A 22,641-nucleotide genomic window follows, 5' to 3' on the forward strand; every position below is an offset into this window, starting at 1 on the left:
ATTGTTGATAGCTGGTTGAGGGGGACTCGCGGACAATAGCGTCGCATTACCCCTTTTAACCCGCAGAGAAAGCTGATGTTTAAACTAATTTATCTGGCCGCCATTATGGCCATGCTGTCAGGATGTTCGGGCTTTATCGATAAGGTCAAAAATACCGAACTGAAAGAGGAATATTTCTCCGCCAGCGTAGAACGCACCCAGGAATGTCTGCAGTATCAGTCACTCCGCCATCAATTTTATCTTGAGCAAGACGATCCGCTGCCCAACGGCGATAAAAGATATAATCTTCTGAGAGACCACGATGCTGTGGCGAATATCGACATGGGTAAATCGGGCAAAAAGACGCTGGTCAATTTCTTCTATGACAAAAGAGACGGGCAGGTACAAGGCGCGCTGTCTGACATCATCCATCAGTGCCACCGCGACCTGGATTAGCTTCTCCGCCCGCGCGGCGGGGGATAAACGCCGCGCGGGCCGGGCCGCGATCTCCTCCTCTCAGGAGGCGTGAAGGGTGAAAGGAGGGATCGTTTTACCATCCACGGTCATGCCGGCGAAAGCGAGCATCGGCGCCAGGGTGGCGTTGTTTTCGGCCGGGAAGTTGAGCTTCGGCTGCGAAACCTCGCTGAGCCTGGCGATCTGCCCGGCCGACAGCCTGACCTCAAGCGAGTCGAGGTTGGTTTTCAGCTGATCGAGCCGCCGGGCGCCAATCAGCGTGGCGCTGACTCCCGCCTGCGACCTGACCCACGCCAGCGCCACCGCCGCCGGGCTGACGTTAAGCGCCGAGGCGATCTCGACCACCGTATCGATAACATCATAGTCCGCCGGCGACGGCATGCCGACCATGCCGCTGCGTCGGGTATCGACGCTGCCTTCGCCGTTGCGCCTGAATTTACCGCTCAGGAAGCCGCTTTTGAGCGGTGACCAGGGCATAATCCCCATGCCCATCTCCTGCGCCAGCGGGAACAGTTCTCCTTCGCCGGTTCGCTCCAGCAGGGAGTATTCGAGCTGCAGCGCAATAACCGGCGCCCAGCCGCGAAAGCGGGCGATAGTCTGCGCTTCGGCGGTTTTCCACGCCGGAATATCTGAGAAGCCGATATAGCGAATTTTGCCGGCGGTGACCAGATCGTCGAGCCCGCGAAGCGTCTCTTCAATCGGCGCGCCCCGGTCCCAGTTATGCAGCCAGTAGATATCGATATAGTCGCTCTGCAGGCGTTTTAGCGAGGCCTCGCACTGCTGAATCAGCGCCTTGCGCCCCGCGCCGCCGCCGTTTGGATCGCCGGGAAAGAGGTTGCAGTAGAATTTTGTGCCCAGCACCAGCTCATCGCGTCGCACCGCGTGGTGCTTTATATAGTCGCCGACAATCTGCTCCGAATGACCGGCGGTGTAGATATTGGCGGTATCGACAAAGTTGCCGCCGCGGCTTCGGTACTCATCGAGCATGGCAAACGATTCCTGCGGGCTGGCGCCCCAGCCAAACTCTTCGCCAAAGGTCATGGTGCCGAGGCAGTACGGGCTGACCCGTAGCCCGGAGCGTCCCAGGGTAATGTAGTGATTAAGCGGCATCGCGTTCTCCTGCGGGGGAAAAAATTATTGTCCGATCATCCTGAGCGAAAGGTCCCACAGGCGCCCGGCCTGCAGGGGGTCTATCGCCCAGCGGCGCACGCCGCTGACGTCGGGGCTATCGTCGGCGACCGGCGACGATATGTCGCAGTCCGCGCAGTACACCCCGCCCATTCCGGCCAGCTGCGGGCTGGTCGCGGCCCACAGGCTCGTCGCCGCGCCCTGAGCCACGGTTTTCAGGGGCGATGGTACAAAGTCCGGCCCAACCTGCGCCGCCTGGGCGACGGCCGCCTTCTCCTCCGCGCTCATAAAGCGGCTCAGCCCGGTAGCGGGGATCCTGCCGGGATGTACCGCAAAAGCGCGAATGCCCAGAGGCTCGCCGAGTCGGTCGAGATGTACGGCAAACAGGGCGTTGGCCGTTTTCGACTGGCCGTAGGCCCGCCAGGGATCGTAGGGCCGCTGGCGGTAGTGGATATCGTCGAAGCAGACCGCGGAATAGCGGTGCCCGAGGGATGACAGCGCCACGACGCGCGCGCTCCCCGAGGCGACGAGCGCGTCCCAAAGCCGCAGCGTCAGCTGAAAATGGCCGAGATGGTTGGTGGAAAACTGCGATTCGAACCCGCGGGCGTCGCGGGAGAGCGGCGGGGCCATAATACCGGCGTTATTCAGCAGAATATCGACGGCGTCGGTTTCGGCGAGCGCGGCGCTGGCGAAGCGGTCAATGGAGTCCGGATCCAGCAGATCCAGCGGCAGCACGATGGCGTCCGGCATACCGGCAAGGGCGGATCGGGCCGCTGCCACATCGCGGGCGGGAACGATGATTCTGGCGCCGGCGGAGCGCAACGCCCTGACGGTTTCCAGACCAATTCCCGCGTGACCGCCCGTGACGATGGCGCATTTTCCGCTGAGGTCGACGTGACGCATGACCTCCTCGGGCGTAGAGGTCGCGCTGAAGCCTGAAACAACAGGAGACTGAGGGGTGAGCATAGCTGTTCTCCGGGACGAAGGGGGTTGTCACATGGTAGAGTGCCGACACCGTACGATGAAGCCGTGAAAGTGCTATTTTTATGCGTAATAGTTCAAATATAAGCGTTGACCCGCTATCGGACCTGCTCGATTTCCTGCAGGTGCGCTGCGATCTCTCCGGCCGCCTGGTGGCCGGCGGCGCCTGGGCGCGGCGTTTCGCCAACCTCGACTCGATTAAGTTTTGTGCGGTAACGCAGGGGCGCTGCTGGTATTTGCTCGATGACATGCCGGCTCCGCTGCTGGCGGAGAGCGGCGACGTGCTGATTACCAACGGCACGCGTACCCTGACGCTGGCCAGCGCGGCCGAATTGCTACCCGACGCCGGGCAGGCGCCGATCGAACGCGACGACGACGATCGGTATCGCCTGGGGCAGGGAGAGGATTTCACCATGCTCGGCGGCAAAGTGCGGCTTGATGCCGATCGCCAGGCGCTGCTGTTGAGCGGGCTGCCGCCGCTGATCCACGTGCGCGGCGGCGCGGCCGAAGCAGAACCGCTCTCCTGGCTGCTCAGGCAACTGGTGGTCGAAATGAAAAGCAGCCGTCCCGGACGCTCAAGCATGGTGGCCGGGCTGACCCAGCTGCTCTTTACCCAGACGCTGCGCGCCTGGCTTGCCGACGCGCCGGCGGACGATAAGGGATGGCTGAAGGGCTTTGCCGACCTGCGGCTCTCCATCGTGCTCAGCTGCATTCACGGCGACCCCTCCCGCAGCTGGACCCTGCAGGCGCTGGCAAAAAGCGCCGGGATGTCGAGAACCTCGCTGGCGGTGCGGTTTCGCGAAAAAATTGGGGTCCCGCCGCTGGCTTATTTAACCCAGTGGCGCATGTACCTGGCGCGGCGCGAGCTGCTGGCGGGGGCGGCGATCGCCGAGGTGGCCGCAAAGGTAGGGTACGCTTCCGAAAGCGCGTTCAGCAGCGCCTTTAAGCGGGTGATGGCCGTGGCTCCCGGCCATTATCGCCGGGATAGGTTGGTGGAGGATGCAGACCCGGCGGCCTCCGGCGATCCGCATGGCGGTGATTTTTAGCCGTCGCCCCGGCAGGAGGCTATTTCGCGACCGGCCCGGTCCGCATCGGCGAGGGGATCGGTAGGATCGACAAGTAGGTCGCCTTCAGCCCGTCAGCGTTGCTGGTGCCGACGGGCCTGGCATCGGGACAGCAGCTGTTGATATTGCTGCGGGGTATCAACGTCCCAATGAATGCCGCTTTCCTGCACGCCGACGGTTTGGCTACCGAACTGATGAACAACCGTTTTGAGGTTATCGTCGGCTCCGGCAGAGGCTATTTTTTCAATAATCGAAAACGGCAGCAGCACCGGGTGGCCCCGACCCTGCTGATACTCCGGGATAAGGCACGTCTCCCGGCGCTGGCGCCACAACGAAGCATAAACGCCGGCGCCTGCTGCCGGCATATCGCCTAAGGCGATAAAAAAATGCCGCGCTTTAATATGCTTCACCCCGGCCTGGATGGATGAAAACATGCCTTCCTGATAGCTGGCGTTATGAACCAGCTCAATATCGGGATGATGCGCATAGCGCTGATGCAGCTCGGCCCCTCTGAAGCCGGTTACCAGGATAACCCGATCGCAGAATGAGAGCGCATCGGCGATGGCGCTGTCCAGGACGGTGCCCTTTCCCCAGGGCAACATCATCTTCCAGGTACCCATCCTGGTTGACATTCCGGCGGCAAGAATCAAACACTCTTTAACAGGCATACGCCCTCCGCGAGTATCGGCGCCCCCGGATATCAACGCGTCCGGGGAGCGCCTCAAACTCAAGCCTTCAGTATTGCTTTTATCGAGGTGATAATTGGCTGATAGCCGGTGCAGCGGCAGAGATTCCCCTCCAGAGCTTCACAAATTTCGCTATCGGTAGGCTGAGGATTTTGATCTAACAAGGCCTTAGTGCTCATCAGTACCCCCGGCGTGCAGAAGCCGCACTGCACTCCGCCGTGGCGCACGAACGCATTCTGCAGCTTTTTCCCGACGGCATCATGCTGCAGCGCCTCAATTGTGGTAATTTCCGCGCCGTGGCACTGCGCGGCCAGCAGAAGGCACGAGCAGACCGACTTTTCATTCATGATTACCGTGCAGGCCCCGCACTCCCCGACGGAACAACCCTCCTTGGTGCCGGTTAGCCGCAGCTCTTCCCGCAGAAAATCCAGCAGGCGGGTGTTATCGTCCACTTCGCGACTGATGCGAATACCATTGACCTTCAGCTCAATTCGGTTCATTTTTTGCCACCTTCTGCTCTGCCAGCGTTTCCTGCATCATTTGTCGGAACATATCTTCAAATACCGGTATTTTGTAAGGGGCAGACCAGCGTCCGCCTATCGCCTGATGCATTATTTTGTTCAGCGCCTGCGTCGCGTCCTCAATTCGCTTCTCATCGAGGACGAACCCCGTCAGGCAGGACTCAACCTCCGTCAGCCGTTGCGGCTTGCTGAGCAGGGCGCCATCAACCAGGCGGCAGAGCGCCAGGGTGCCATCGCCAGAAAATGCGAATACGCCCGTCAGGCTTTGCCGGGTGATATTCAGCGCGTTGCGGCGTCCCAGCTGTAAATACCGCTGCTGTGAGAGCTGCGCGGGCGGGGCAGGTAATATGACCCTGGTGACTATTTCTCCTGGATTCAGCGCCGTGCGGTAGCCGCCGACGATAAAGTCGCTGAGGGCTATCTGGCGCAGGCCGGTACGGCTGCGCAGCTCCAGCCTGGCGTCATAAATAATGAGCGGCGGAACCGAGTCGGCGCAGGGCGCGGCGTTGACGATATTCCCGCCGACGGTGGCCTGGTTGCGAAGCTGGAGAGAACCAATAGTTTTGCAGGCCGTGACCAGCAGCGGGTAGCGCGCCCTAATCAGCGGGTGCCTGACCAAATCGGTAAAACAGACGCCTGAGCCGATAATCAGCTCGTCGTTGACCTCTTCAATCTGCTTCAGCTCCTGAAGCCCCGCAATATTGACCAGCCCGACCTCGTCGGTTTTTAGCCGCGCCTGTACCAGTACGTCGGTCCCCCCGGCGATGGGCCGGCTATTTTCCTGCGCCAGCATCAGCAGCGCTTCGTCCAGATTTTTCGGCGTCGCCATCCGCAGCGTATTGAGGCGCAGAACCTGCTTATGCTCCGCTCCCTCCGCCATGAGTTCGCTCTGGCGCTCGGGTTTTTTCAGGTTATAACCCAAACGGACGCGCTCAAGGGTAAGGGGAAGCTGGCGGTTCCATTTCTCCAGGGCGAAGCAGACCGCGTTATTAAGCGCCGCCGCTCCCAGCTCAAGGACCGGCTCGCCGATGACTTTGGCGCCTAAAGGCCCGGCGTTGTCGTGGTTTTCGACGGCGATAATATCGATATTGGGCATATCCTGGATTGTGGGCAGCAGATAGGTGTCAAAATTCTCTGATTTCACCGCCCCGTTTTCGGTATTGAAATCCTCCAGCATGCCGTATCCCACCATCCCCTGCAGCACGCCGCCGTACACCTGACCGGCAAAGCCGACGGGATTTATCACCTTACCCACATCGTGGGCGGCGACGACGTTATTGATAGCGATCTTGCCGGTGCGGGTATCCAGCGCAATATCGGCGATCTGGCAGCCGTACACCCAGGTGAAATAGGGGCTGCCGCAGCCTTTTTCCTCATCCCAGTGAATAGCCGGCGCCACGTGCCAGCCGTAGGAAGAGAGATTGGCACCCGTCGCCCGGGTCAAATCAACGACTTCCTGAAAAGTCAGGGCGGTTTGCGGTTTGTGACGATTGAAGACCTTCCCTTCCTGCCACACCAGGTCGTCTATACCGGCGGCCTCAAGCCGCTGGCTGATGGCGTTGGCCATCCGTTTTTTGATTTTATTGGCGGCGCTCAGGATGGCCTGTCCGCCCATCAGCGTGCCGCGGGAGGCGACGGTAGAGCCGCCGTCGGCAATCATCGAGGTGGCAGGCTCAGAGAACATCACCCGATCCAGGCCGATACCGAAGGCATCGGCGGTAATCAGCGACATGGTGGTTTGCAAACCCTGGCCGTTTTCAGAGACGGAGGTTGAAATGTTGATGCTGCCATCGGCGTTCACCTGCATCAGCGCCGATGAGGCATCCAGGCCCTCCGCGCCGAGGGAGCATCCGCGGTGGCTGAGCGCCAGGCCGATACCGTAGCGCACCGGCCCGCCCTCGGCGTTGAGCTTGTTATAGTGCTCACGCCTGGCGACGAACTCCGCTTTCGCCATAGCTTTTTCGAGGACTTCCTGCGCGGAGACCGTATGATTATCAAATACCTGTCCGGCCATGCTGGTATCGCCCTGGCGGAGAATATTGCGCAGGCGCAGTTCGACCGGAGAGAGACCCATCGCCTCGGCGACTTCGTCCATCAGCGATTCGTTGGCAAAAATAACCTGGGGAGCGCCGTAGCCGCGATAGGCGGAAGTATAGTTATTGTTGGTATAGACCCCCGTCACATCGACCCGCACGTTGGGAATGTTATACGGCCCGGCGGCCTGCACCGAACTGCGCCAGGTCACGAACATGGTCTGCCCGGAGTAGCTGCCGCCATCGGCGATAATATCGACCTTAATCGCCTGGATGCGGGCCTCATCATCGAGGCCAATCTTGTACTTCATCTTATAGGGATGGCGTTTATAGCTCTCCCGCATCGACTGTTCCCGATTGTAGGAGATCTTGACCGGGCGGCCGGTAAGATGCGCCAGCAGGGCGGCGCGGCAGGCGATATTGTCGATAATATCGTCTTTTCCGCCAAACGAACCGCCCAGTATCGAGCGTTTGATGTTAACGCGCGACTGCGCAAGGCCGAGGTATTTTGCCACGATACCGCGAATCCGGTGGGCGTTCTGAATCGAGCCGGTAATGGTCATCACCTGCTCGTTGCTATCGATCCAGGCGGTAATGGATTCCGGTTCTATATAGCCATGTTCCTGAAAACCCACCTCGTACTCGCGTTCGAAAATATGCGTAGAGGCGGCAAAGCCGCTGTCGATGTCGCCCTTGACGGTGTGGTGGTGATTAATAATGTTGCTGTCGAGCTCGCTATGAATTAAGCGGGCTCCGGGTTTCATGGCCTCTTCTGGCGAAACGATGGGCTGCCAGGGCGTATAGGTAATCGCGATCTTCTCCGCCGCCAGGCACGCCGCTTCATAAGTTTCTGCGGCGACGACCGCAATCACATCCCCGCGATAAGCAATCTCATCGCGAATGATCGGCGGATAGTCGGGAATGATAACGCCGAGGCTCTTCTCGCCGGGAATATCCTCCCACGTGGCAATGCGTACCACGCCAGGAACGTTTCTCGCCTCAGATAAGTCGAGAGAGTCAATGCGTCCTGCAGGAATATCGACAAAACGACAAACGCCGTACAGCATATTTGCCATTTTAATATCATCGCCGTAAATAGCCTTGCCGCTCACCTTGGCCAGGCCATCAACGCGCGCGACTTCATTGCCAACCAGCGTAGTGGTCATATATTTCTCCGTTTCCAGGGTCCTGTCCCTTGTACGAACGACGCCCGACGGATGGTGTCACCGTAGGTCGCACTGCCGCAGCTGCGGGTCGTGTCTGTTTGCGCGGCATAACGGTCGTAAAGACGTTTTTTGCCTATCTGGCGAGAAGTAGCAATAGATATGCCAGCTCAAGGGAAAGGGATTTTCGCGGGTGCCAACTGTGACGCCGATCGAGTTTATTGGCGAAACGACGCTGCCTGCGCGGGAGGCCGTTGCCGCTATCGTCGGGTGATTATCATCTGCGGGGCGATAATTATTATCATAATGATAGATAGCCTTCCGGCATCGGGATTAGGCGCGTGGTGATAACAGGGTGGGGCGGCTCGCGGGGTTTTCAGGCGATCCGTGCCCCCGCGCGCCGGACCGCGCGCGGGGGAGTGCAGGGAGGGAAACTAGCGGAACGGCGGTTCGTTGAAGGTGCGCAGCTTGCGCGAATGCATATGATCGCCTTCGGCCCGCAGGAGATCGATAGCCTTAATGCCAATCTGCAAATGTTCTGAAATCGCCCCTTCGTAAAAACGGTTGGCCTGGCCGGGCAGCTTTATCTCACCGTGCAGCGGTTTATCTGATACGCACAGCAGCGTGCCGTACGGGACGCGGAAGCGGTAGCCCTGGGCGGCGATAGTCGCGCTTTCCATATCGATAGCGACGGCGCGGCTGAGGTTGAAGCGCAGCGCCGAGGCTGAATAACGCAGCTCCCAGTTGCGGTCGTCGGTAGTGACTACCGTACCGGTGCGCAGCCGCTGTTTAACCTCTTCGCCCGGCATGCCGCTGATCTGCTTGGTGGCGTCGTAGAGCGCGCGCTGGACCTCGGCGATGCTGGGGATCGGGATATCCGGCGGCAGCACCGCATCGAGCACGTGGTCATCGCGCAGATAGGCGTGCGCCAGCACGTAGTCGCCAATGGTCTGGCTTTCACGCAGGCCGCCGCAGTGGCCAATCATCAGCCACACGTCAGGGCGCAGTACCGCCAGATGATCGCAGATATTCTTGGCGTTAGAAGGGCCAACGCCGATGTTAATCAAGGTGATACCCTGACCATCTTTGGTGATCAGGTGCCAGGCGGGCATCTGATGCTTTTTCCATGCCAGATCGGAAACGGCCTGCTCCGGGGCTTCGGTGTCCGCGGTGATCCAGATCCCGCCGGCGCAGGAGAGCGCGATATAGGGACTGTCGGGATCGAGGATCTGGCTGCAGCCCCAGCGCACGAACTCATCCACATAGCGGGTGTAGTTGGTGAACAGCACGTACGGCTGGAAATGATCGACCGGCGTTCCGGTGTAGTGGCGCAGGCGGGCCAGGGAGAAATCGACGCGTCGGGCATCGAAGTGAGAAAGCGGGTGGTTTTCGGTCGGGTGGAATATCCCGTCGGCGGTTTCATCACCAATCTGCGACAGTTCGGTAGTCGGGAAATGGCGGGTCAGGCCTGCGCTCATCGAGCGGTCAAGGGTCAGCGCGGAACCGTCAATCACGTAAGGGTAGGGAATTTCATGCTGCGAAAGCCCAACGCTGATGTGCGCGCCATAGTCCTCATACAGCAGGGTTAGCTGTTCGAGAAGATAGGCGCGAAAGAGCTTAGGATTGGTAATGGTGGTGGTGTAGCAACCGGCGTGGGTGAAGCGGCCCCAGGCGCGGGTTTTGAGGGCCTTGTGATCGGCGCCATCCCACGAAACGGACAGCAGCGGATAGACAAATAGCCCCTGGGCGCGGATGGTATTGTCAGGGAGCACGTTATGGTTGATGTACTCGCCAATGGCTTTACGTAGCGCATTGACCGACTGTTCATACTGCGTTTCTAGCTGGCTCAGCGCTTGTTCCGGGGTCAGACTGGCGGCCTTGTGGTTCATCATTCGCTCCTTGTTTCAGGTCTGCTGACGTGTCCGATAGTATGTCACAGACGGAAAAGAGCGAAGGGGAATTTCACCGGCGGAGCGATGAAAATACTGCAAATAGAAACAGTTGATGATTATTTCCGGTGGCTATCTGCTCGCGGAATATGTGCTATCCGCCCAGCGTTCGGGGCTGAAGTGCGTCGCCTTTTTCACCTTCAGGGTCATCGCGGGATTATCGTTGATACCGTACCGCGCGTTTGCCTGCGGCGTGAGCTTATCGCCGACCTTCAGGCGGCAGCGGCAGGCCTCAATCTCGGCAATAATCAGCAGCTGACCGCTTTGTAAAACCACGCGGGTCGTTTCTGCGCAGACCTTTTTTACCCACCACTCCATCTATTTTTCCCTGGCCTGTAATATTCCCGGCGATAATTGTCTTTTGCTCCTCTTCTGACAATAAGAATAGCCCTTCGGTTTAGTCTATGTTTAAAAAGCATCTCGCAGGCTTTAATAACTCAGATATCCATGCACGAACGCGCAGACGGTCGTTATCTACAGCAAAGGAAATGGACAGTGATATGGCAATGATGCGCTTTACCCGACACCTGAATAAAGCTGGTTTGAAAGTCGCCTCGCTGGCGAAAAAAATCGCCGTTGGCCTGCTTATCGTTATTAGCGTTTTTTTTGCCGGACGTATTTACGAAACCCAGCGCGGGCCTGCGCTGCATTCGTGGCACACCTGGTCCGCCGATGAAATGTCGGCGGCTGAGATTGACCGCACGACCTTCGCCGGATACCTGGCGCGGGAAGGGGCTATTTTTCAGGAGATGAAGACCCAGCTAACCGATGCGCTGCATGATGATGAAAAAACGCCGCTCAATCGCTTTTATGCGCAAAGCGAGGTCTACCCGGAAAAGTTTCAGCCTAACTGGAACCGCTCCTTCGTGCTGCTGCCTGAGGGAAAGCCGCGCGGCGCCGCGGTGCTGCTGCACGGGCTGACGGACTCGCCGTACAGCGTGCGCTATCTGGCCAAAGCCTATCAGCAGCAGGGATTCGTGGCGGTGGTACCGAGGCTGCCGGGACACGGCACCGCGCCGGGATCGCTGACCGCCGTTGACTGGCAGGCGTGGATGGCGACGGCGCGGCTGGCGGTTCGCGAAGCGACGCGGCTGGGCGGGCCGAACGCGCCGCTGCACGTTATCGGCTACTCCAACGGCGGCGCGCTGGCGCTGAAATATGCGCTCGACGCGCTGGATGATAACGCCCTGCCCAGGCCGCAGCAGATAGTCCTGCTGTCGCCGATGATCGGGGTGACCGCTTTTGCCCGCTTTGCCGGGCTGACGGGGCTGCCGGCGGTGTTTCCGGCCTTTGCCAGGGCGGCCTGGCTGAACGTGGTGCCCGAGTTCAACCCTTATAAGTACAACTCGTTTCCGGTGAAGGCGGCCCGCCAGTCGTGGCTGTTAACCCAGGCGCTGCAGGATCAAATTGTCCAGGCCTCCCGCAGCCGGCGGCTTGCCGCGCTGCCGCCGGTGCTGACCTTTCAGTCGGTGATGGACTCCACGGTCAGCACCCGGGCGGTGGTGGATTCGCTGTATCGCTACCTGCCGGAAAACGGCAGCGAGCTGGTGATTTTTGATATCAACCAGGCCGCGAACCTGCGGGCGCTGTTTCGACCGGCGCTCTACTCCGCGGTCAGCGCGCTCCTGCCGCCGGCGCCGCGCCGGTATAGCACCACGGTGATTACCAACGCCTCGCCCACGACCTATGAGACGGTGGCCCGTACCACGCCGGCGGGAGAAAAAGAGGAGCGGGTGACGCCGCTGAACCTGGCGTGGCCGCAGGATATGTATTCGCTCTCGCACGTCGCGGTGCCGTTCCCGCTGAACGACTCCCTATACGGCCGCGAGCCGACGGAGAAGAACCGTTACGGTATTAGCATCGGTACCATTTCGCTTCGCGGCGAGACCTCCACCCTGAGCGTCGGGCTGGATACGCTGATGCGCGTGACCTCCAACCCGTTCTTCCCGTTTATGATGGACCGCATTGACCAGCGCATTGGCTGCGGCTTCCAGCCTGACGTGCGGGCCTGCCTGCAGCCGACCGGGGGCTCAAAATAGCGAGACGTGCATCAGGGTGCGAACCGCGATGCCAACCATGGCGCCAGGCGCGACAAAGCGGAACAGGCGGACAAACCGCGAGCTGACGCCAAGAAAAATGCCGATTCCCGGGAGATCGAAGGTTTGAATCAGCAGCCCGGCGGAGGCGTTTATCTGGCTGGCGGTGACCTTGCCCTGCTGCAGTAATTCAGAGATAACGCCAAAGTAGGCCGTTCCGCCGGCCACGCATTTGACCAGCGCCGGCAGGACAAAGTTTTCCGGGATATGCAGCCACAGCAGCAGCGGCATCAGCAGGCGCTGCAGCATTTCAATCAGGCCGGCAGCCTGCACCAGCCCGACGATGGTGAGCGACAGGATCAGCATCGGCACGGCGCCGAGGGCCAGACGAATCGCATCGGAGCCGGCGCTGTTGATAACGGAAATGATCCCCTGGCTATTTTGCTCCGCGTTGGGGAGCGCTTCCGCACGGGCGTTCTCGAGGGTCGATAGCCGGCGGCCGGTGAAATACCACGTTGCCGCGGCCGCGCACAGCCCGCCAACAATCGAAATGATTATCGAGGCCATCCAGTGCAGGCCGAAGGGGGCGAGGGGGTAGAAGACGTTGCCTTGACCCATCGCAAAGACCATCGCCAGGGTTGCGGCCATCTGCCGGTCCGAGACGCCGCGTTTATCCATAATCGACAGGGTTGCCAGCGGGGCGGCAAAGCTGACGAAATTCATCTGAATCAGGGCAAAAGCGCTCATCCCGGTTAAACCAAACGGCTTGAGCAACGGCGCGACCCAGCGGACGATAACATCGAGCACCCCGCGAACTTCCAGATACTTCATGATGATCAGCATCACCACCATAATGGGCAGCAGAGTATAAAGCGCGACGTTAACCGAGGATTTCCCCGCCGACATAATAATGCTTATGACATCCATTTATTTTTTCAGCACCGCATGCAAAACCATTAATTAGCATCATGATAATCCCCGCTGCCGGGAAATGATACGATCTGCCGCTATTGGCAGTCGCCCCTGCCGGTTGTTATATATACTCATCATAAGGGGCGCGTATTACCGGTAAAATGCCGCCACGACATTTGCAAAGCGTGTTTACTGTTCCCAGAATGAATAACCAGCGGAAATTATCTTTAAGGAAAAGCCTATGCAACGTTGTCGGCTGATAGTGTGGGGAACCCTGATTATTTTTGCCTCCGCGGCGCGGGCGGAAGAAGGCGTTTACGGCGAGCAGCGCATCAGCGGCTGGTGGGACTGGCTAAAAAATGATGTCTCGCAAACCTGGAATCAGCCGCAAAACTATGACCTGTATCTGCCGTTTCTCAGCTGGCACAACCGCTTAACCTACGATAAAGAGAAAACGGATAACTACAACGAGATGCCCTGGGGCGGCGGCTTCGGCCTCTCCCGCTATCATGATGACGGCGACTGGAGCTCGCTGTACGCCATGATGTTTAAGGATTCGCATAACAAGTGGCAGCCGATCGTCGGCTACGGCTGGGAGAAGGGCTGGTATCTGGATAGTCGCCGCGATTTCCGCCTTGGCCTCGGCGTGACCGCCGGGATCACCGCTCGCGATGATTTCGCTAATTACGTGCCGCTACCGATTATTCTGCCGCTATTTTCCGCGAGCTATCGGCGGCTTAGCGTGCAGTTCACCTATATTCCCGGCACCTACAATAACGGCAACGTCCTGTTTGCCTGGCTACGCTATGGTTTTTAAACCCGAAGCCAGGCCGGGCCGGGAGGCTTAAAGGGTGATCACTTTTTTGGCGACCGGGTTGGATAACGCCAGCATCGAAATCAGTACCGAGGCGACAAACGTCAGGGCAATCAGCATTAATTTTGTGGTCAGCGAACCGATTGGGATAAGGGCGCTCAGGAGATGAAAAATTGAGTAATGGAGGATATAGACCCCGGTCATCGTTTTGCTGATTGCCGCCAGAATACTCTCTTTAAACTCGCTGTTTTTACGGAAACGGACGCCGTTGGCCGCAATAACCAGCGCGACCACCAGAATATAAATTTGCGAACCGGTGAGGATGAACGCATTTCTGTCGGCCTTGAACAGGGCGAAAAAGAAATGGCGCTCGTAAAACCAGGTGAAAAGATAAATAAATGGTATGGCAAACATCGCGGCTTTGACCACCTTATCGCGGTTCAGCCAGCGCACCACCAGCGGGTCGCTGAACAGCTGGCCGGTTAAATAGAACAACAGCCAGGTCCACAGGCGATACTGCGGCGCCAGGCTCAGCGCATGAACGTTGGGATAGAGGGCCGCCAGCAGGTCGTAGCCATAGGAGAAAAGCAGGAGGACAAACACTACGCCAAAAAAGAGCCTTCTGCGCTGGCTTAGCCACTCGATCAGCGGGTGGAAGGTATAAATCACAATAAAGGCGAAGACGAACCACGGCTGAATAAGATAGCCGCGCTGGTAGGGCTCCCAGAGGTAGTAAATCGTCATCCAGAAAAGAAAGACGATCACCACGCTTTTAATTTTCCCCATCTGCCAGCGCGCGCTGTGCCGGGACTGAGCGTCGAGATAGCCCGCCACCACAAAAAATAGCGGCGTGGCGATGGTCGAGATAAACGTCAGAAAGCCGAGGATCCAGTGATAATCGTAATCATACAGATCCCAGGTGTTATAGATGGTAAAGAACGTTACCGCCGTCATGCATCCCAGCGTTTTAATAATATTTAACCCGGTGGTGTTCATTGTGGTTGCTGCATATCCTTAGGGTGGAAACAGGCGTAAATAACCGGAAGAACCAGTAGCGTCAGAATGGTCGCAAAACCCAGACCAAACATGATGACAACCGCCATACTCTGGAAGAATACGTCCAGCAGCAGCGGCGCCAGGCCGAGCACGGTGGTGAAGGCCGTGAGCAGTATAGGGCGTAAGCGCGAGGTTGCGGCATAGATAATTGCCTGATGCTGCGGCTTTTCCTGCTTCTGCTGTTCAATCTCTTCCACCAGCACGATGCCGTTGCGGATAAGCATGCCGCTCAGGCTGAGTAAACCGATAAGCGCCATAAAGCCGAAGGGGATGCCGGTAATTAAAAAGCCCGGGGTCACGCCGATAAGCGCCAGCGGCACGGTCAGCCAGATGGCGACCGCATTTTTCAGCGAGCTAAACATCAGCACGGTGATGACAAACATCACCAGATAGCCCAATGGCAGGGTGGTGAACAGCCCCTGCTGCGCTTCGCTGGAGTTCTCGGCATCGCCTCCCCACTCAATGCTGTAGCCGTGCGGCAGGCTGAGCGCGTCAATCTGCGGCTGGACCCGCGCCAGAATATCCCCCGAGGTTTGATTGCTCAGAGGGTCGGGATCGGTCATTACCGTGAGTACCCTGCTGCGGTCGCGGCGCAGAATTAACGGATCTTCCCATTCGAGGTTAAAGCCGCTGACCACGTTGCTCAGCGGAATATACTGCTGACGGCTTTGGCTCCACACCAGCACGTTATTGAGATGGTTGGCATCCTGACGTTCGGCGGCCGGCGGGCGGACCACCACCGGCAGCAGATCGGCGCCTTCGCGGTACAGCCCGGCGCGGCTGCCGGTGAAATTCATCTGCAGCGCGCCATCGATATCCTGTTTATCCACCCCCAGCTCGCGCCCCAGGGTGGGCGAATACTGCGGCCGGATGGTTTTGCTGCGGTTTTGCCAGTCGTTGCGCACGCTGCCGATGGCCGGATCCGCCGTGAGGATCGCACTCACCTGGCTGGCTATCAGCCGCAATCTGTCGGGATCGGGGCCTTTAATCCGCACCTCGATCGCGCTGTCGCCGGAAGGACCGAACATCACCCGCTTGCTGCTGGCGTTCACCTGCGGATAGTTACGCGCAATATAGGCGTCAACGTGGCGGGTGAGGGCGTCAATGCTGCGCCGATCGTCCATACGAACCATGATCTGCGCATAGTTGCTGTACTGCCGCTGTCCGCTGTAGGTGAGAATAAAGCGCATGCTGCCCTGGCCGACGGTAGCCACGGTGGTGACGACGCCGGGCTGGCCGTTAATCGCGGTTTCGATATCGCTGGCCATCTGTTCGGTTGCCGCAATATCGGTACCGTAGGGCAGCCACAGGTCAACGAAGAAGATCGGCGTATTGGATGAAGGGAAAAAGTTCTGCCGCACCGAACCGAACCCCCAGATCGCGCCGGCCAGCAGCGCCGCCATCAGCACGAGGGTGACGGCTTTGCGCATCAGCAGGGCGTTAAGGATCTGCTGATAGCCGCGGTAAAAGCGCCCGCGATAAGGATCGGCCTCAGCGGCCGGCGTCGGGGAGGCCGCGCCTTTAAACAGCCACCATTTGATCAGCACCGGGGTAACGGTGAGCGCCGAGAACCAGCTGAGCATCAGGGAGATTAACAGCACCTGGAACAGCGACTTACAGTATTCTCCCGTCGAGTCCTGCGACAGGCCGATCGGTGCGAAGGCGAGGATTGCGATCACGGTTGCCCCCAGCAGGGGCAGAGCGGATCGGCGGATAACGTAGTTGACGGCGGTCAGCAGCGTTGACCCCTGCTGACGGGCAATCAGCACCCCTTCGACGATGACGATGGCGTTATCGACCAGCATGCTGAGGGCGATAATCAGCGCGCCTAGCGAGATCCGCTGCAGCTCAATGCCCCACAGGTACATAATCAGCAGCGTGCCCAGCACGTTGAGGGCCAGCGAGATCGCGATAATAATGCCGCTGCGCACGCCCATAAAGATCAGCAGCACGCCGACAACAATAGCCAGCGCCATCAGGAAATTAGTGATAAAGCCGCTAACCGAGTGGCCGACTTCGGCGGCCTGATCGTAGAACAGGTCGATTTTAATCCCGGCGGGCTTTTCCGCCGACATTTGCTCAAGCCTGGCCTCCAGCGCGTGGCCAACGTCGATGACGTTGACGCCGGGGATGAACGAGACCCCCATCGTCACCGCCTGGCGGCCGTTGGCGTGGTAGATGCTGGACGGCGATTCGCTCAGGCCGCGCGAGATGGTGGCAATATCCCGCAGCCGGGTCGCCGCCCCGGTGCCGTGCGGGTTGATCGGCAGATCGCCCAGCTCGTCGATATTCTCAAATTCCCCGGTCGGATGCAGGCGAATGGACTCGCTGCCGGATTTGATCTCCCCGGCGCTGGAAACGACGTTCAGGCGGCTGAGAATGGCGGAAAGCTGGTTAAGCGTGATGCCGCGGGCCGCCATTTTAGGCAGCGAGATATCAATGTTAATTTGCTGCGGGATCGCCCCGCCGATGGCGACCTTGCCGACGCCGGGCACCAGCACCAGCTCCCGGCGCAGCTGCTCGGCATAGCGGACCAGCTCCGGATTGGTAAAACTGTCGCCGGAAATGGCAAAGAAGAAGCCAAACACGTCGCCGAAATCGTCGTTCACGAAGGGGGAAACCACGCCAGGCGGGAAGAGTCGGGCCGCATCGCCAACCCGGCGCCGCAGCTCGTCCCAAATCTGCGGCAGCTCGTTGGAGTGGTAATTCGAGGCGATGTTAACGGTAATCTGCGACAGCCCGTTGGAGGAGATAGAGCTGACGTTATCCAGGTAGGGCAGCTGCTGCAGGGCACTTTCCAGCGGCAGGGTGACCTCCTCCTCGACCTGCTGAGCCGATGCGCCCGGATAGTGGGTAATGACCACGGCGGTCTTGATAGTAAACGCCGGATCTTCCAGACGGCCGATATTGAGCAGGGCGAAAATACCGCCAACGCCCAGCAGCAGAATGGTGAGCCAGACGCGAACGGGATTATTAATAAACTGGCGGGATATATCCATTAAAGGCCTCGTTCACGCGTCCAGATTCGAACCGGCTGCTGCGCATGCAGTTCGCTTACGCCGGCCGCCACTACGCGCTCGCCGGCGCTGAGCCCATCGGTAATGACCACCCCCTGGGTTGTCACCTGCCCGACGCTCACTTTGCGATCCTCAAGATGCAGCTGCTCGCCATCGCCTTTAATCACCCACACGTGCGGCTCGTTGCGCTGATGATTATCAGGATTGAACACCGCCTCAACCGGCACCACCAGCGCCTCGCGGCCCGCGTTGGCGGGGAGGTTTGCCAGATTCACCGTCACGGTGCCGCTGACGCCGCCGACCGTCGGGAAATCGTCCGGGCGCGGCATGGTCAAAATCACCTGCCAGGTGAGGGTGCTATTGTCGCTGCTGCCGGAATGCTCTTTGTACTGCGCGGTGAACTGGCGGTCCGGCAGGGAGTTGATTCTGACGATCGGCCGATACCGGGCGTTGCGGATATCAAAGGCGGTAAAGAGGTTTTCAGGGATGCTAAAGACCACGTCGAGCAGATCGGTACGCGTCAGGGTAACCACGGTCTGCCCGGCGGCCACCACCTGATGATTGCGGACCGGGACGCTGGCCGCCACCCCGCTAAAGGGCGCGTTTAGCGTCATCTGGTCGAGCTCTTCGCGGGCGATTTTCAGCGCGGCGTTTGCCGAGTCGCGGCTGGCGCGCTGAACGTCCATTTCCGCTTTCGAAATAGCCTGGCGGCCGGCGAGGGTCTGAAAGCGATCGAACTGCCGCTGGGCGAGCGTGGCGGCGGTTTGTCGTTCATTGACGCGCTGCTGGGCTTCGCGCGCGTTGAGGCGGGCGAGGACCTCCCCTTGCGCAACGTTCGCGCCTTGCCGAACCTCGAGCGATTCAATCTGGCCGCCTCGTTTAAAAGAGAGCTCCGTGGAGTCCCCGGATTCGATGCGTGCGGGGAAAACGCGCTGCTGTGAATCACCTACCGCGGTCACCTCAGCGGCTTTCACCATCCGCGGCAGCGGCGTAACCTGCGGCGCTTTCTGGTCGCAAGCTGTTGTTATTAAAATAACAACAGGAATGAGAGAAAAATAACGGTTCACTGTATTCCCCGCAGAGCTAAGAGATTTATTTTACATATTAGTTACAAGCGTCGGACTTATTCAGCCAGGGCAGAGACGACGACGTAGGTGAGTAATCCTGTAGCCGTACAGGCAATTATTGCCAGGGCGATAAACAGGCTCAGGCGAAACAGACTATAGCCAAACATCGTTCCTCCTTTGGTACTGGTTATATTGTAAGTAGATTCTTATCTACCTAATTACTGAGTGGTTTTCAGAAGCGCTGCGGCTCCTGATAATGAGCATAGTCGTAGAAAAGCGGAAATGTTAAAAAGAGTAAAAATTGCCCTTATGTCGACGGTTTAGCGGCGTTTTCAGCCGAATTGTCTGAGGCGGGCTATCTCCGTGATATTTTTCAATATATTAATTGGCGGCTTAATCATGTTAACCGTCGTGTGCTACGTTTAATCATACCGACTTCTGTGCCAGCTTTGTTCCTGAGATTTTTTCCTCAACGCGTCTCGTTGGGAGTTATTCGCCATCTATTCTATTGGTAATAAAAGGATTGTCTGTATGTATAAAAATATTCTGGTCCCGGTTGATGTCTTTGAAATTGGCCTTGCCGACAAGGCGCTGTCCCACGCTCAGTTTCTCGCGCAGAGCTCTTCCGGGATAATTCACCTGCTGCACGTAAATCCTCTATTTTCCCCGGCGCTGACGCGTGGATTTATTTCCGATGCGCGAAAAATGGAAGACTATCTTGTTAAAAATTCTCAGGAAAAACTGACTGAGTTAGCCAAAAAGGCGAGCCTGCCGGAAGGTGATATTCATATTCACGTCCGCAGCGGCAATATTCGTGATGAAGTGACGAAGCTGGCCGACGAGCTGCAGGCGGATGTGGTGATTATTGGCTCACGCAACCCCAATATTCAGACGCATTTGCTGGGTTCCGAGGCGGCCAGTATCGTTCGTTATGCTCACGTTCCGGTATTTGTTGTGCGCTAAGGGCGGCCTGATGCTGTTCTGATTTCCGTTACAGGAGTGAGGAGATAACTATGAGTACAGACAAACCGGGCGGCCCGTTCTACAAGCTCTCCGTCGATGAAACCCTGTCCAGCACCAACAGCTCCCCCGAAGGTATTAGCAGCGCAGAAGCGGCATCGCGACTCCAGCAATACGGCGAGAATGCGTTACCGCAAAAGGCGGGTAAACCCGTGTGGCTGCGCTTCCTGGCCCATTTCAACGATGTTCTGATTTACGTCCTGCTGGCAGCGGCGCTGCTGACTGCGGTCATGGGCCACTGGGTCGATACCCTGGTGATCCTCGGCGTCGCGGTGATCAATGCTCTGATCGGGCATATTCAGGAAAGTAATGCGGAAAAATCGCTGCAGAGCATTCGCAATATGCTTTCCAGCGAAGCGGTGGTGATCCGCCAGGGGAACCATGAAACGATTCCGACCACCGCGCTGGTGCCCGGCGATATCGTGGTGATCCGCGCGGGCGACCGCATTCCTGCCGATCTGCGGGTTATTGAAGCCCACAACCTGCGCGTGGAAGAGGCGATACTCACCGGCGAGTCGACGGTGGTTGAGAAAAGCACCGAGGCGCTGAGCGGCGAACTTCCCCTCGGCGATCGCACAAACCTGCTGTTTTCGGGGACCACGGTCAGCTCCGGCGGCGGTAAAGGCCTGGTGGTGGCGACCGGCGGTGATACCGAGCTGGGCCATATCAACCAGATGATGGCGGATATTGAAAAGCACCGCACGCCGCTGCTGGTGCAGATGGATAAGCTCGGTAAAGCCATCTTTATTATTATCCTGGCGATGATGGCCGCGCTGTTTGTCTTCAGCCTGCTGTTCCGCGATATGCCGGTTTCGGAGCTGATGCTCTCGCTGATTAGCCTTGCGGTGGCGTCGGTGCCGGAAGGGCTGCCGGCGATCATCTCGATCATTCTCTCTTTGGGCGTGCAGACTATGGCGCGGCAGAAGGCGATTATCCGCAAGCTGCCGACCGTTGAGACCCTCGGGGCGATGACGGTGATTTGCTCGGATAAAACCGGGACGCTGACCATGAACGAGATGACGGTCAAAGCCGTCATTACCGCAGATGCCGTCTATCGGGTCGAAGGGGATAGCTATGAGCCGATCGGTAATATTCATCCGATAGATGATTCCGGGCCGCTGGTGGTGGCGCCGGGTACGCTGCTTGAGCGCTATCTGCGGACCATTGATTTATGTAACGACAGCCAGCTCATCAAGGATGAAAGCGGATTATGGAAAATTACCGGCGGCCCGACGGAAGGGGCGCTGAAGGTGCTGGCGGCGAAGGTGGCGCTGCCGGCGGTGGCAACCGAGCTGCGCAGCAAAATTCCTTTCGATTCGCAGTATAAATATATGTCGACGCTCTACCGGATCGGTGATGAGGAGGCGATCTTAATTACCGGCGCCCCTGACGTGCTGTTCCGACTCTGCCAGCAGCAGCAGACCGACGGCGGCCTGCAGCCGCTCGATCAGCCGTACTGGGAGGCAAAAATTGAAGAGTACGCGCGGGAAGGGCTGCGCATGGTGGCGGCGGCGTGGAAACCTGCGGCCAGCGGGCAGACCGAGCTGACCCACCAGGATTTGCAGCAGGGGGTTATCCTCCTCGGCATCGCCGGGATGATGGACCCGCCTCGTCCGGAAGCCATTACGGCGATCGGCGACTGCCTGCAGGCGGGGATTCGCGTGAAGATGATCACCGGCGATCACCCGCAAACGGCGATGAGCATCGGGCAAATGCTGGGCATCGGCAACGCCGGCACCGCCATTACCGGGCGCGAGCTGGAGGTGATGGACGACCAGCAGCTCAGCGAAGCCGCGCAGAAGTTTGATATTTTCGCCCGTACCAGCCCGGAGGATAAATTCCGCCTGGTGCAGGCGCTGCAGAGTAAAAAAGAGGTGGTCGGGATGACCGGCGACGGGGTGAACGATGCCCCGGCGCTGAAGCAGGCTGACGTTGGGATCGCGATGGGCATCAAGGGAACCGAAGTGACCAAAGAGGCGGCCGATATGGTGCTTACCGATGACAACTTCGCCACCATCGCCAGCGCGGTCAGGGAAGGGCGGCGGGTGTACGATAACCTGAAGAAAACCATCCTCTTTATTATGCCGACTAACCTGGCGCAGGGGCTGTTAATTATTATTGCTCTGCTGGCGGGGAATTTAATTCCGCTGACCCCGGTGCTGATCCTGTGGATGAACATGGCGACCTCGGCCACGCTGTCGTTTGGCCTGGCGTTTGAGGCCGGCGAGAAGAACATTATGAAGCGCCCGCCGCGCGATCCTAAGCTGCACGTTATGGACGGATTCGCTATCTGGCGGGTGATTTTTGTTGGCTCGATGATTGCCGTGAGCGCCTTCGTGCTGGAAGCCTGGCTCCAGCCGCGCGGCTACTCTCCGGAGTTTATTCGTACCGTCCTGCTGCAAACGCTGGTGACCGCCCAGTGGTTTTATATGCTCAACTGTCGCGTAGCCGACGGCTTTTCTCTGAGCAAAGGATTACTGGCCAACAGAGGCATCTGGGTCGTCAGCGGCGTCCTGCTGGTGCTGCAGCTGCTGATAATCTACGCGCCGTTTATGCAGATGCTGTTTGGCACCGCGGCGCTGCCGTTCCGCTACTGGGTGATCACCTTCATCATCGGATTTGTGATGTTCCTGATTGTGGAAATCGAAAAACCGTTAACCCGCAGATGGCGTACGGCCTGACGGGCGGCGAGCGGGATCAGGCAAGCGAACCGTGGAGCTTACGGGGGCAGGCCATCCGGG

Annotated in this window: 17 protein-coding genes; 6 read left to right on the forward strand and 11 right to left on the reverse strand. The window is 58.7% G+C overall.

The genetic code is table 11. The features are described 5' to 3' along the window. Positions 1–75 precede the first annotated feature (75 nt). The gene (locus GO007_RS14940) at positions 76–435 is read left to right on the forward strand and encodes a hypothetical protein (protein WP_095101153.1); all 360 of its coding nucleotides are present in this window, start codon (positions 76–78) and stop codon (positions 433–435) included. Positions 436–495: 60 nt separating this feature from the next. On the opposite strand, the gene GO007_RS14945 is transcribed toward GO007_RS14940, so the two are convergent. Together GO007_RS14945 and GO007_RS14950 are read right to left on the reverse strand one after the other, a co-directional pair. Further along, positions 496–1,563, reverse strand: a complete 1,068-nt coding sequence (locus tag GO007_RS14945) for an aldo/keto reductase (protein ID WP_095101155.1) — start codon at positions 1,561–1,563, stop codon at positions 496–498. 24 nt (positions 1,564–1,587) lie between these two features. Then, positions 1,588–2,547 (reverse strand): oxidoreductase, encoded by a 960-nt coding sequence (locus GO007_RS14950; RefSeq protein WP_095101157.1) that lies wholly within the window; start codon positions 2,545–2,547, stop codon positions 1,588–1,590. Between the two features lie 80 nt (positions 2,548–2,627). On the opposite strand from GO007_RS14950, the gene GO007_RS14955 reads away from it, so the two are divergent. Further along, positions 2,628–3,608, forward strand: a complete 981-nt coding sequence (locus tag GO007_RS14955; RefSeq protein WP_157349206.1) for an AraC family transcriptional regulator — start codon at positions 2,628–2,630, stop codon at positions 3,606–3,608. A 92-nt stretch (positions 3,609–3,700) separates the two neighbouring features. Here the strand turns inward: GO007_RS14955 and GO007_RS14960 are convergent, their stop codons facing one another. The 5 genes from GO007_RS14960 to GO007_RS14980 all read right to left on the reverse strand — a co-directional run bounded on the left by GO007_RS14960 (position 3,701) and on the right by GO007_RS14980 (position 10,296). Then, on the reverse strand, positions 3,701–4,294 hold the full coding sequence (locus GO007_RS14960) for an NTP transferase domain-containing protein (RefSeq protein ID WP_095101159.1): 594 nt from the start codon (positions 4,292–4,294) through the stop codon (positions 3,701–3,703). 59 nt (positions 4,295–4,353) lie between these two features. Then, positions 4,354–4,812, reverse strand: a complete 459-nt coding sequence (locus GO007_RS14965) for a (2Fe-2S)-binding protein (RefSeq protein WP_095101161.1) — start codon at positions 4,810–4,812, stop codon at positions 4,354–4,356. Then, the gene (locus tag GO007_RS14970) at positions 4,799–8,032 is read right to left on the reverse strand and encodes a molybdopterin cofactor-binding domain-containing protein (RefSeq protein ID WP_095101163.1); all 3,234 of its coding nucleotides are present in this window, start codon (positions 8,030–8,032) and stop codon (positions 4,799–4,801) included. Before GO007_RS14970 ends, GO007_RS14965 begins: the two co-directional genes overlap by 14 nt. A gap of 431 nt (positions 8,033–8,463) precedes the next feature. After that, positions 8,464–9,918: an AMP nucleosidase gene (locus GO007_RS14975; RefSeq protein WP_095101165.1), complete on the reverse strand. Its 1,455-nt coding sequence runs from the start codon at positions 9,916–9,918 to the stop codon at positions 8,464–8,466. A 132-nt stretch (positions 9,919–10,050) separates the two neighbouring features. Then, on the reverse strand, positions 10,051–10,296 hold the full coding sequence (locus GO007_RS14980; protein WP_095101167.1) for a histidine kinase: 246 nt from the start codon (positions 10,294–10,296) through the stop codon (positions 10,051–10,053). 182 nt (positions 10,297–10,478) lie between these two features. On the opposite strand from GO007_RS14980, the gene GO007_RS14985 reads away from it, so the two are divergent. Next, complete coding sequence (locus GO007_RS14985) at positions 10,479–12,017, forward strand: alpha/beta hydrolase (protein ID WP_095101381.1); 1,539 nt, start codon at positions 10,479–10,481, stop codon at positions 12,015–12,017. On the opposite strand, the gene GO007_RS14990 is transcribed toward GO007_RS14985, so the two are convergent. Then, complete coding sequence (locus tag GO007_RS14990) at positions 12,009–12,941, reverse strand: nucleoside recognition domain-containing protein (protein ID WP_095101169.1); 933 nt, start codon at positions 12,939–12,941, stop codon at positions 12,009–12,011. The two genes, GO007_RS14985 and GO007_RS14990, sit on opposite strands and share 9 nt — an antisense overlap. A gap of 226 nt (positions 12,942–13,167) precedes the next feature. Between GO007_RS14990 and pagP the strand changes: the two genes are divergently transcribed. Continuing rightward, a complete protein-coding gene (pagP, locus tag GO007_RS14995) occupies positions 13,168–13,743 on the forward strand; it encodes a lipid IV(A) palmitoyltransferase PagP (protein ID WP_095101171.1) in 576 nt (191 codons plus the stop codon). 27 nt (positions 13,744–13,770) lie between these two features. Here pagP and GO007_RS15000 read toward each other — a convergent pair whose 3' ends face one another. From GO007_RS15000 to GO007_RS15010, 3 genes are read right to left on the reverse strand one after another with little or no spacing between them, the layout of a single operon-like run. Beyond that, positions 13,771–14,694: an acyltransferase gene (locus tag GO007_RS15000; protein WP_189339878.1), complete on the reverse strand. Its 924-nt coding sequence runs from the start codon at positions 14,692–14,694 to the stop codon at positions 13,771–13,773. 38 nt (positions 14,695–14,732) lie between these two features. Continuing rightward, a complete protein-coding gene (locus GO007_RS15005; protein WP_095101174.1) occupies positions 14,733–17,795 on the reverse strand; it encodes an efflux RND transporter permease subunit in 3,063 nt (1,020 codons plus the stop codon). After that, complete coding sequence (locus GO007_RS15010) at positions 17,795–18,880, reverse strand: efflux RND transporter periplasmic adaptor subunit (protein ID WP_095101176.1); 1,086 nt, start codon at positions 18,878–18,880, stop codon at positions 17,795–17,797. The genes GO007_RS15005 and GO007_RS15010 overlap by 1 nt, the downstream gene beginning before the upstream one ends. A 531-nt stretch (positions 18,881–19,411) precedes the next feature. Between GO007_RS15010 and GO007_RS15015 the strand changes: the two genes are divergently transcribed. After that, positions 19,412–19,843, forward strand: a complete 432-nt coding sequence (locus GO007_RS15015) for a universal stress protein (RefSeq protein ID WP_095101178.1) — start codon at positions 19,412–19,414, stop codon at positions 19,841–19,843. Between the two features lie 50 nt (positions 19,844–19,893). Continuing rightward, positions 19,894–22,581, forward strand: a complete 2,688-nt coding sequence (locus tag GO007_RS15020; RefSeq protein ID WP_095101180.1) for a cation-transporting P-type ATPase — start codon at positions 19,894–19,896, stop codon at positions 22,579–22,581. Positions 22,582–22,641 lie beyond the last annotated feature (60 nt).

Origin of the sequence: Klebsiella sp. 10-1, assembly GCF_009758445.1 — a bacterium.
Classification (GTDB): Bacteria; Pseudomonadota; Gammaproteobacteria; order Enterobacterales; family Enterobacteriaceae; genus Klebsiella; species Klebsiella scottii.

Bases quoted from the DNA above. Each gene is read 5' to 3' on its own strand.
- GO007_RS14940 (WP_095101153.1), top strand. From the start codon at position 76: ATGTTTAAACTAATTTATCTGGCCGCCATTATGGCCATGCTGTCAGGA.
- GO007_RS14945 (WP_095101155.1), bottom strand. From the start codon at position 1,563: ATGCCGCTTAATCACTACATTACCCTGGGACGCTCCGGGCTACGGGTC.
- GO007_RS14950 (WP_095101157.1), bottom strand. From the start codon at position 2,547: ATGCTCACCCCTCAGTCTCCTGTTGTTTCAGGCTTCAGCGCGACCTCT.
- GO007_RS14955 (WP_157349206.1), top strand. From the start codon at position 2,628: ATGCGTAATAGTTCAAATATAAGCGTTGACCCGCTATCGGACCTGCTC.
- GO007_RS14960 (WP_095101159.1), bottom strand. From the start codon at position 4,294: ATGCCTGTTAAAGAGTGTTTGATTCTTGCCGCCGGAATGTCAACCAGG.
- GO007_RS14965 (WP_095101161.1), bottom strand. From the start codon at position 4,812: ATGAACCGAATTGAGCTGAAGGTCAATGGTATTCGCATCAGTCGCGAA.
- GO007_RS14970 (WP_095101163.1), bottom strand. From the start codon at position 8,032: ATGACCACTACGCTGGTTGGCAATGAAGTCGCGCGCGTTGATGGCCTG.
- GO007_RS14975 (WP_095101165.1), bottom strand. From the start codon at position 9,918: ATGAACCACAAGGCCGCCAGTCTGACCCCGGAACAAGCGCTGAGCCAG.
- GO007_RS14980 (WP_095101167.1), bottom strand. From the start codon at position 10,296: ATGGAGTGGTGGGTAAAAAAGGTCTGCGCAGAAACGACCCGCGTGGTT.
- GO007_RS14985 (WP_095101381.1), top strand. From the start codon at position 10,479: ATGGCAATGATGCGCTTTACCCGACACCTGAATAAAGCTGGTTTGAAA.
- GO007_RS14990 (WP_095101169.1), bottom strand. From the start codon at position 12,941: ATGGATGTCATAAGCATTATTATGTCGGCGGGGAAATCCTCGGTTAAC.
- pagP (WP_095101171.1), top strand. From the start codon at position 13,168: ATGCAACGTTGTCGGCTGATAGTGTGGGGAACCCTGATTATTTTTGCC.
- GO007_RS15000 (WP_189339878.1), bottom strand. From the start codon at position 14,694: ATGACGGCGGTAACGTTCTTTACCATCTATAACACCTGGGATCTGTAT.
- GO007_RS15005 (WP_095101174.1), bottom strand. From the start codon at position 17,795: ATGGATATATCCCGCCAGTTTATTAATAATCCCGTTCGCGTCTGGCTC.
- GO007_RS15015 (WP_095101178.1), top strand. From the start codon at position 19,412: ATGTATAAAAATATTCTGGTCCCGGTTGATGTCTTTGAAATTGGCCTT.
- GO007_RS15020 (WP_095101180.1), top strand. From the start codon at position 19,894: ATGAGTACAGACAAACCGGGCGGCCCGTTCTACAAGCTCTCCGTCGAT.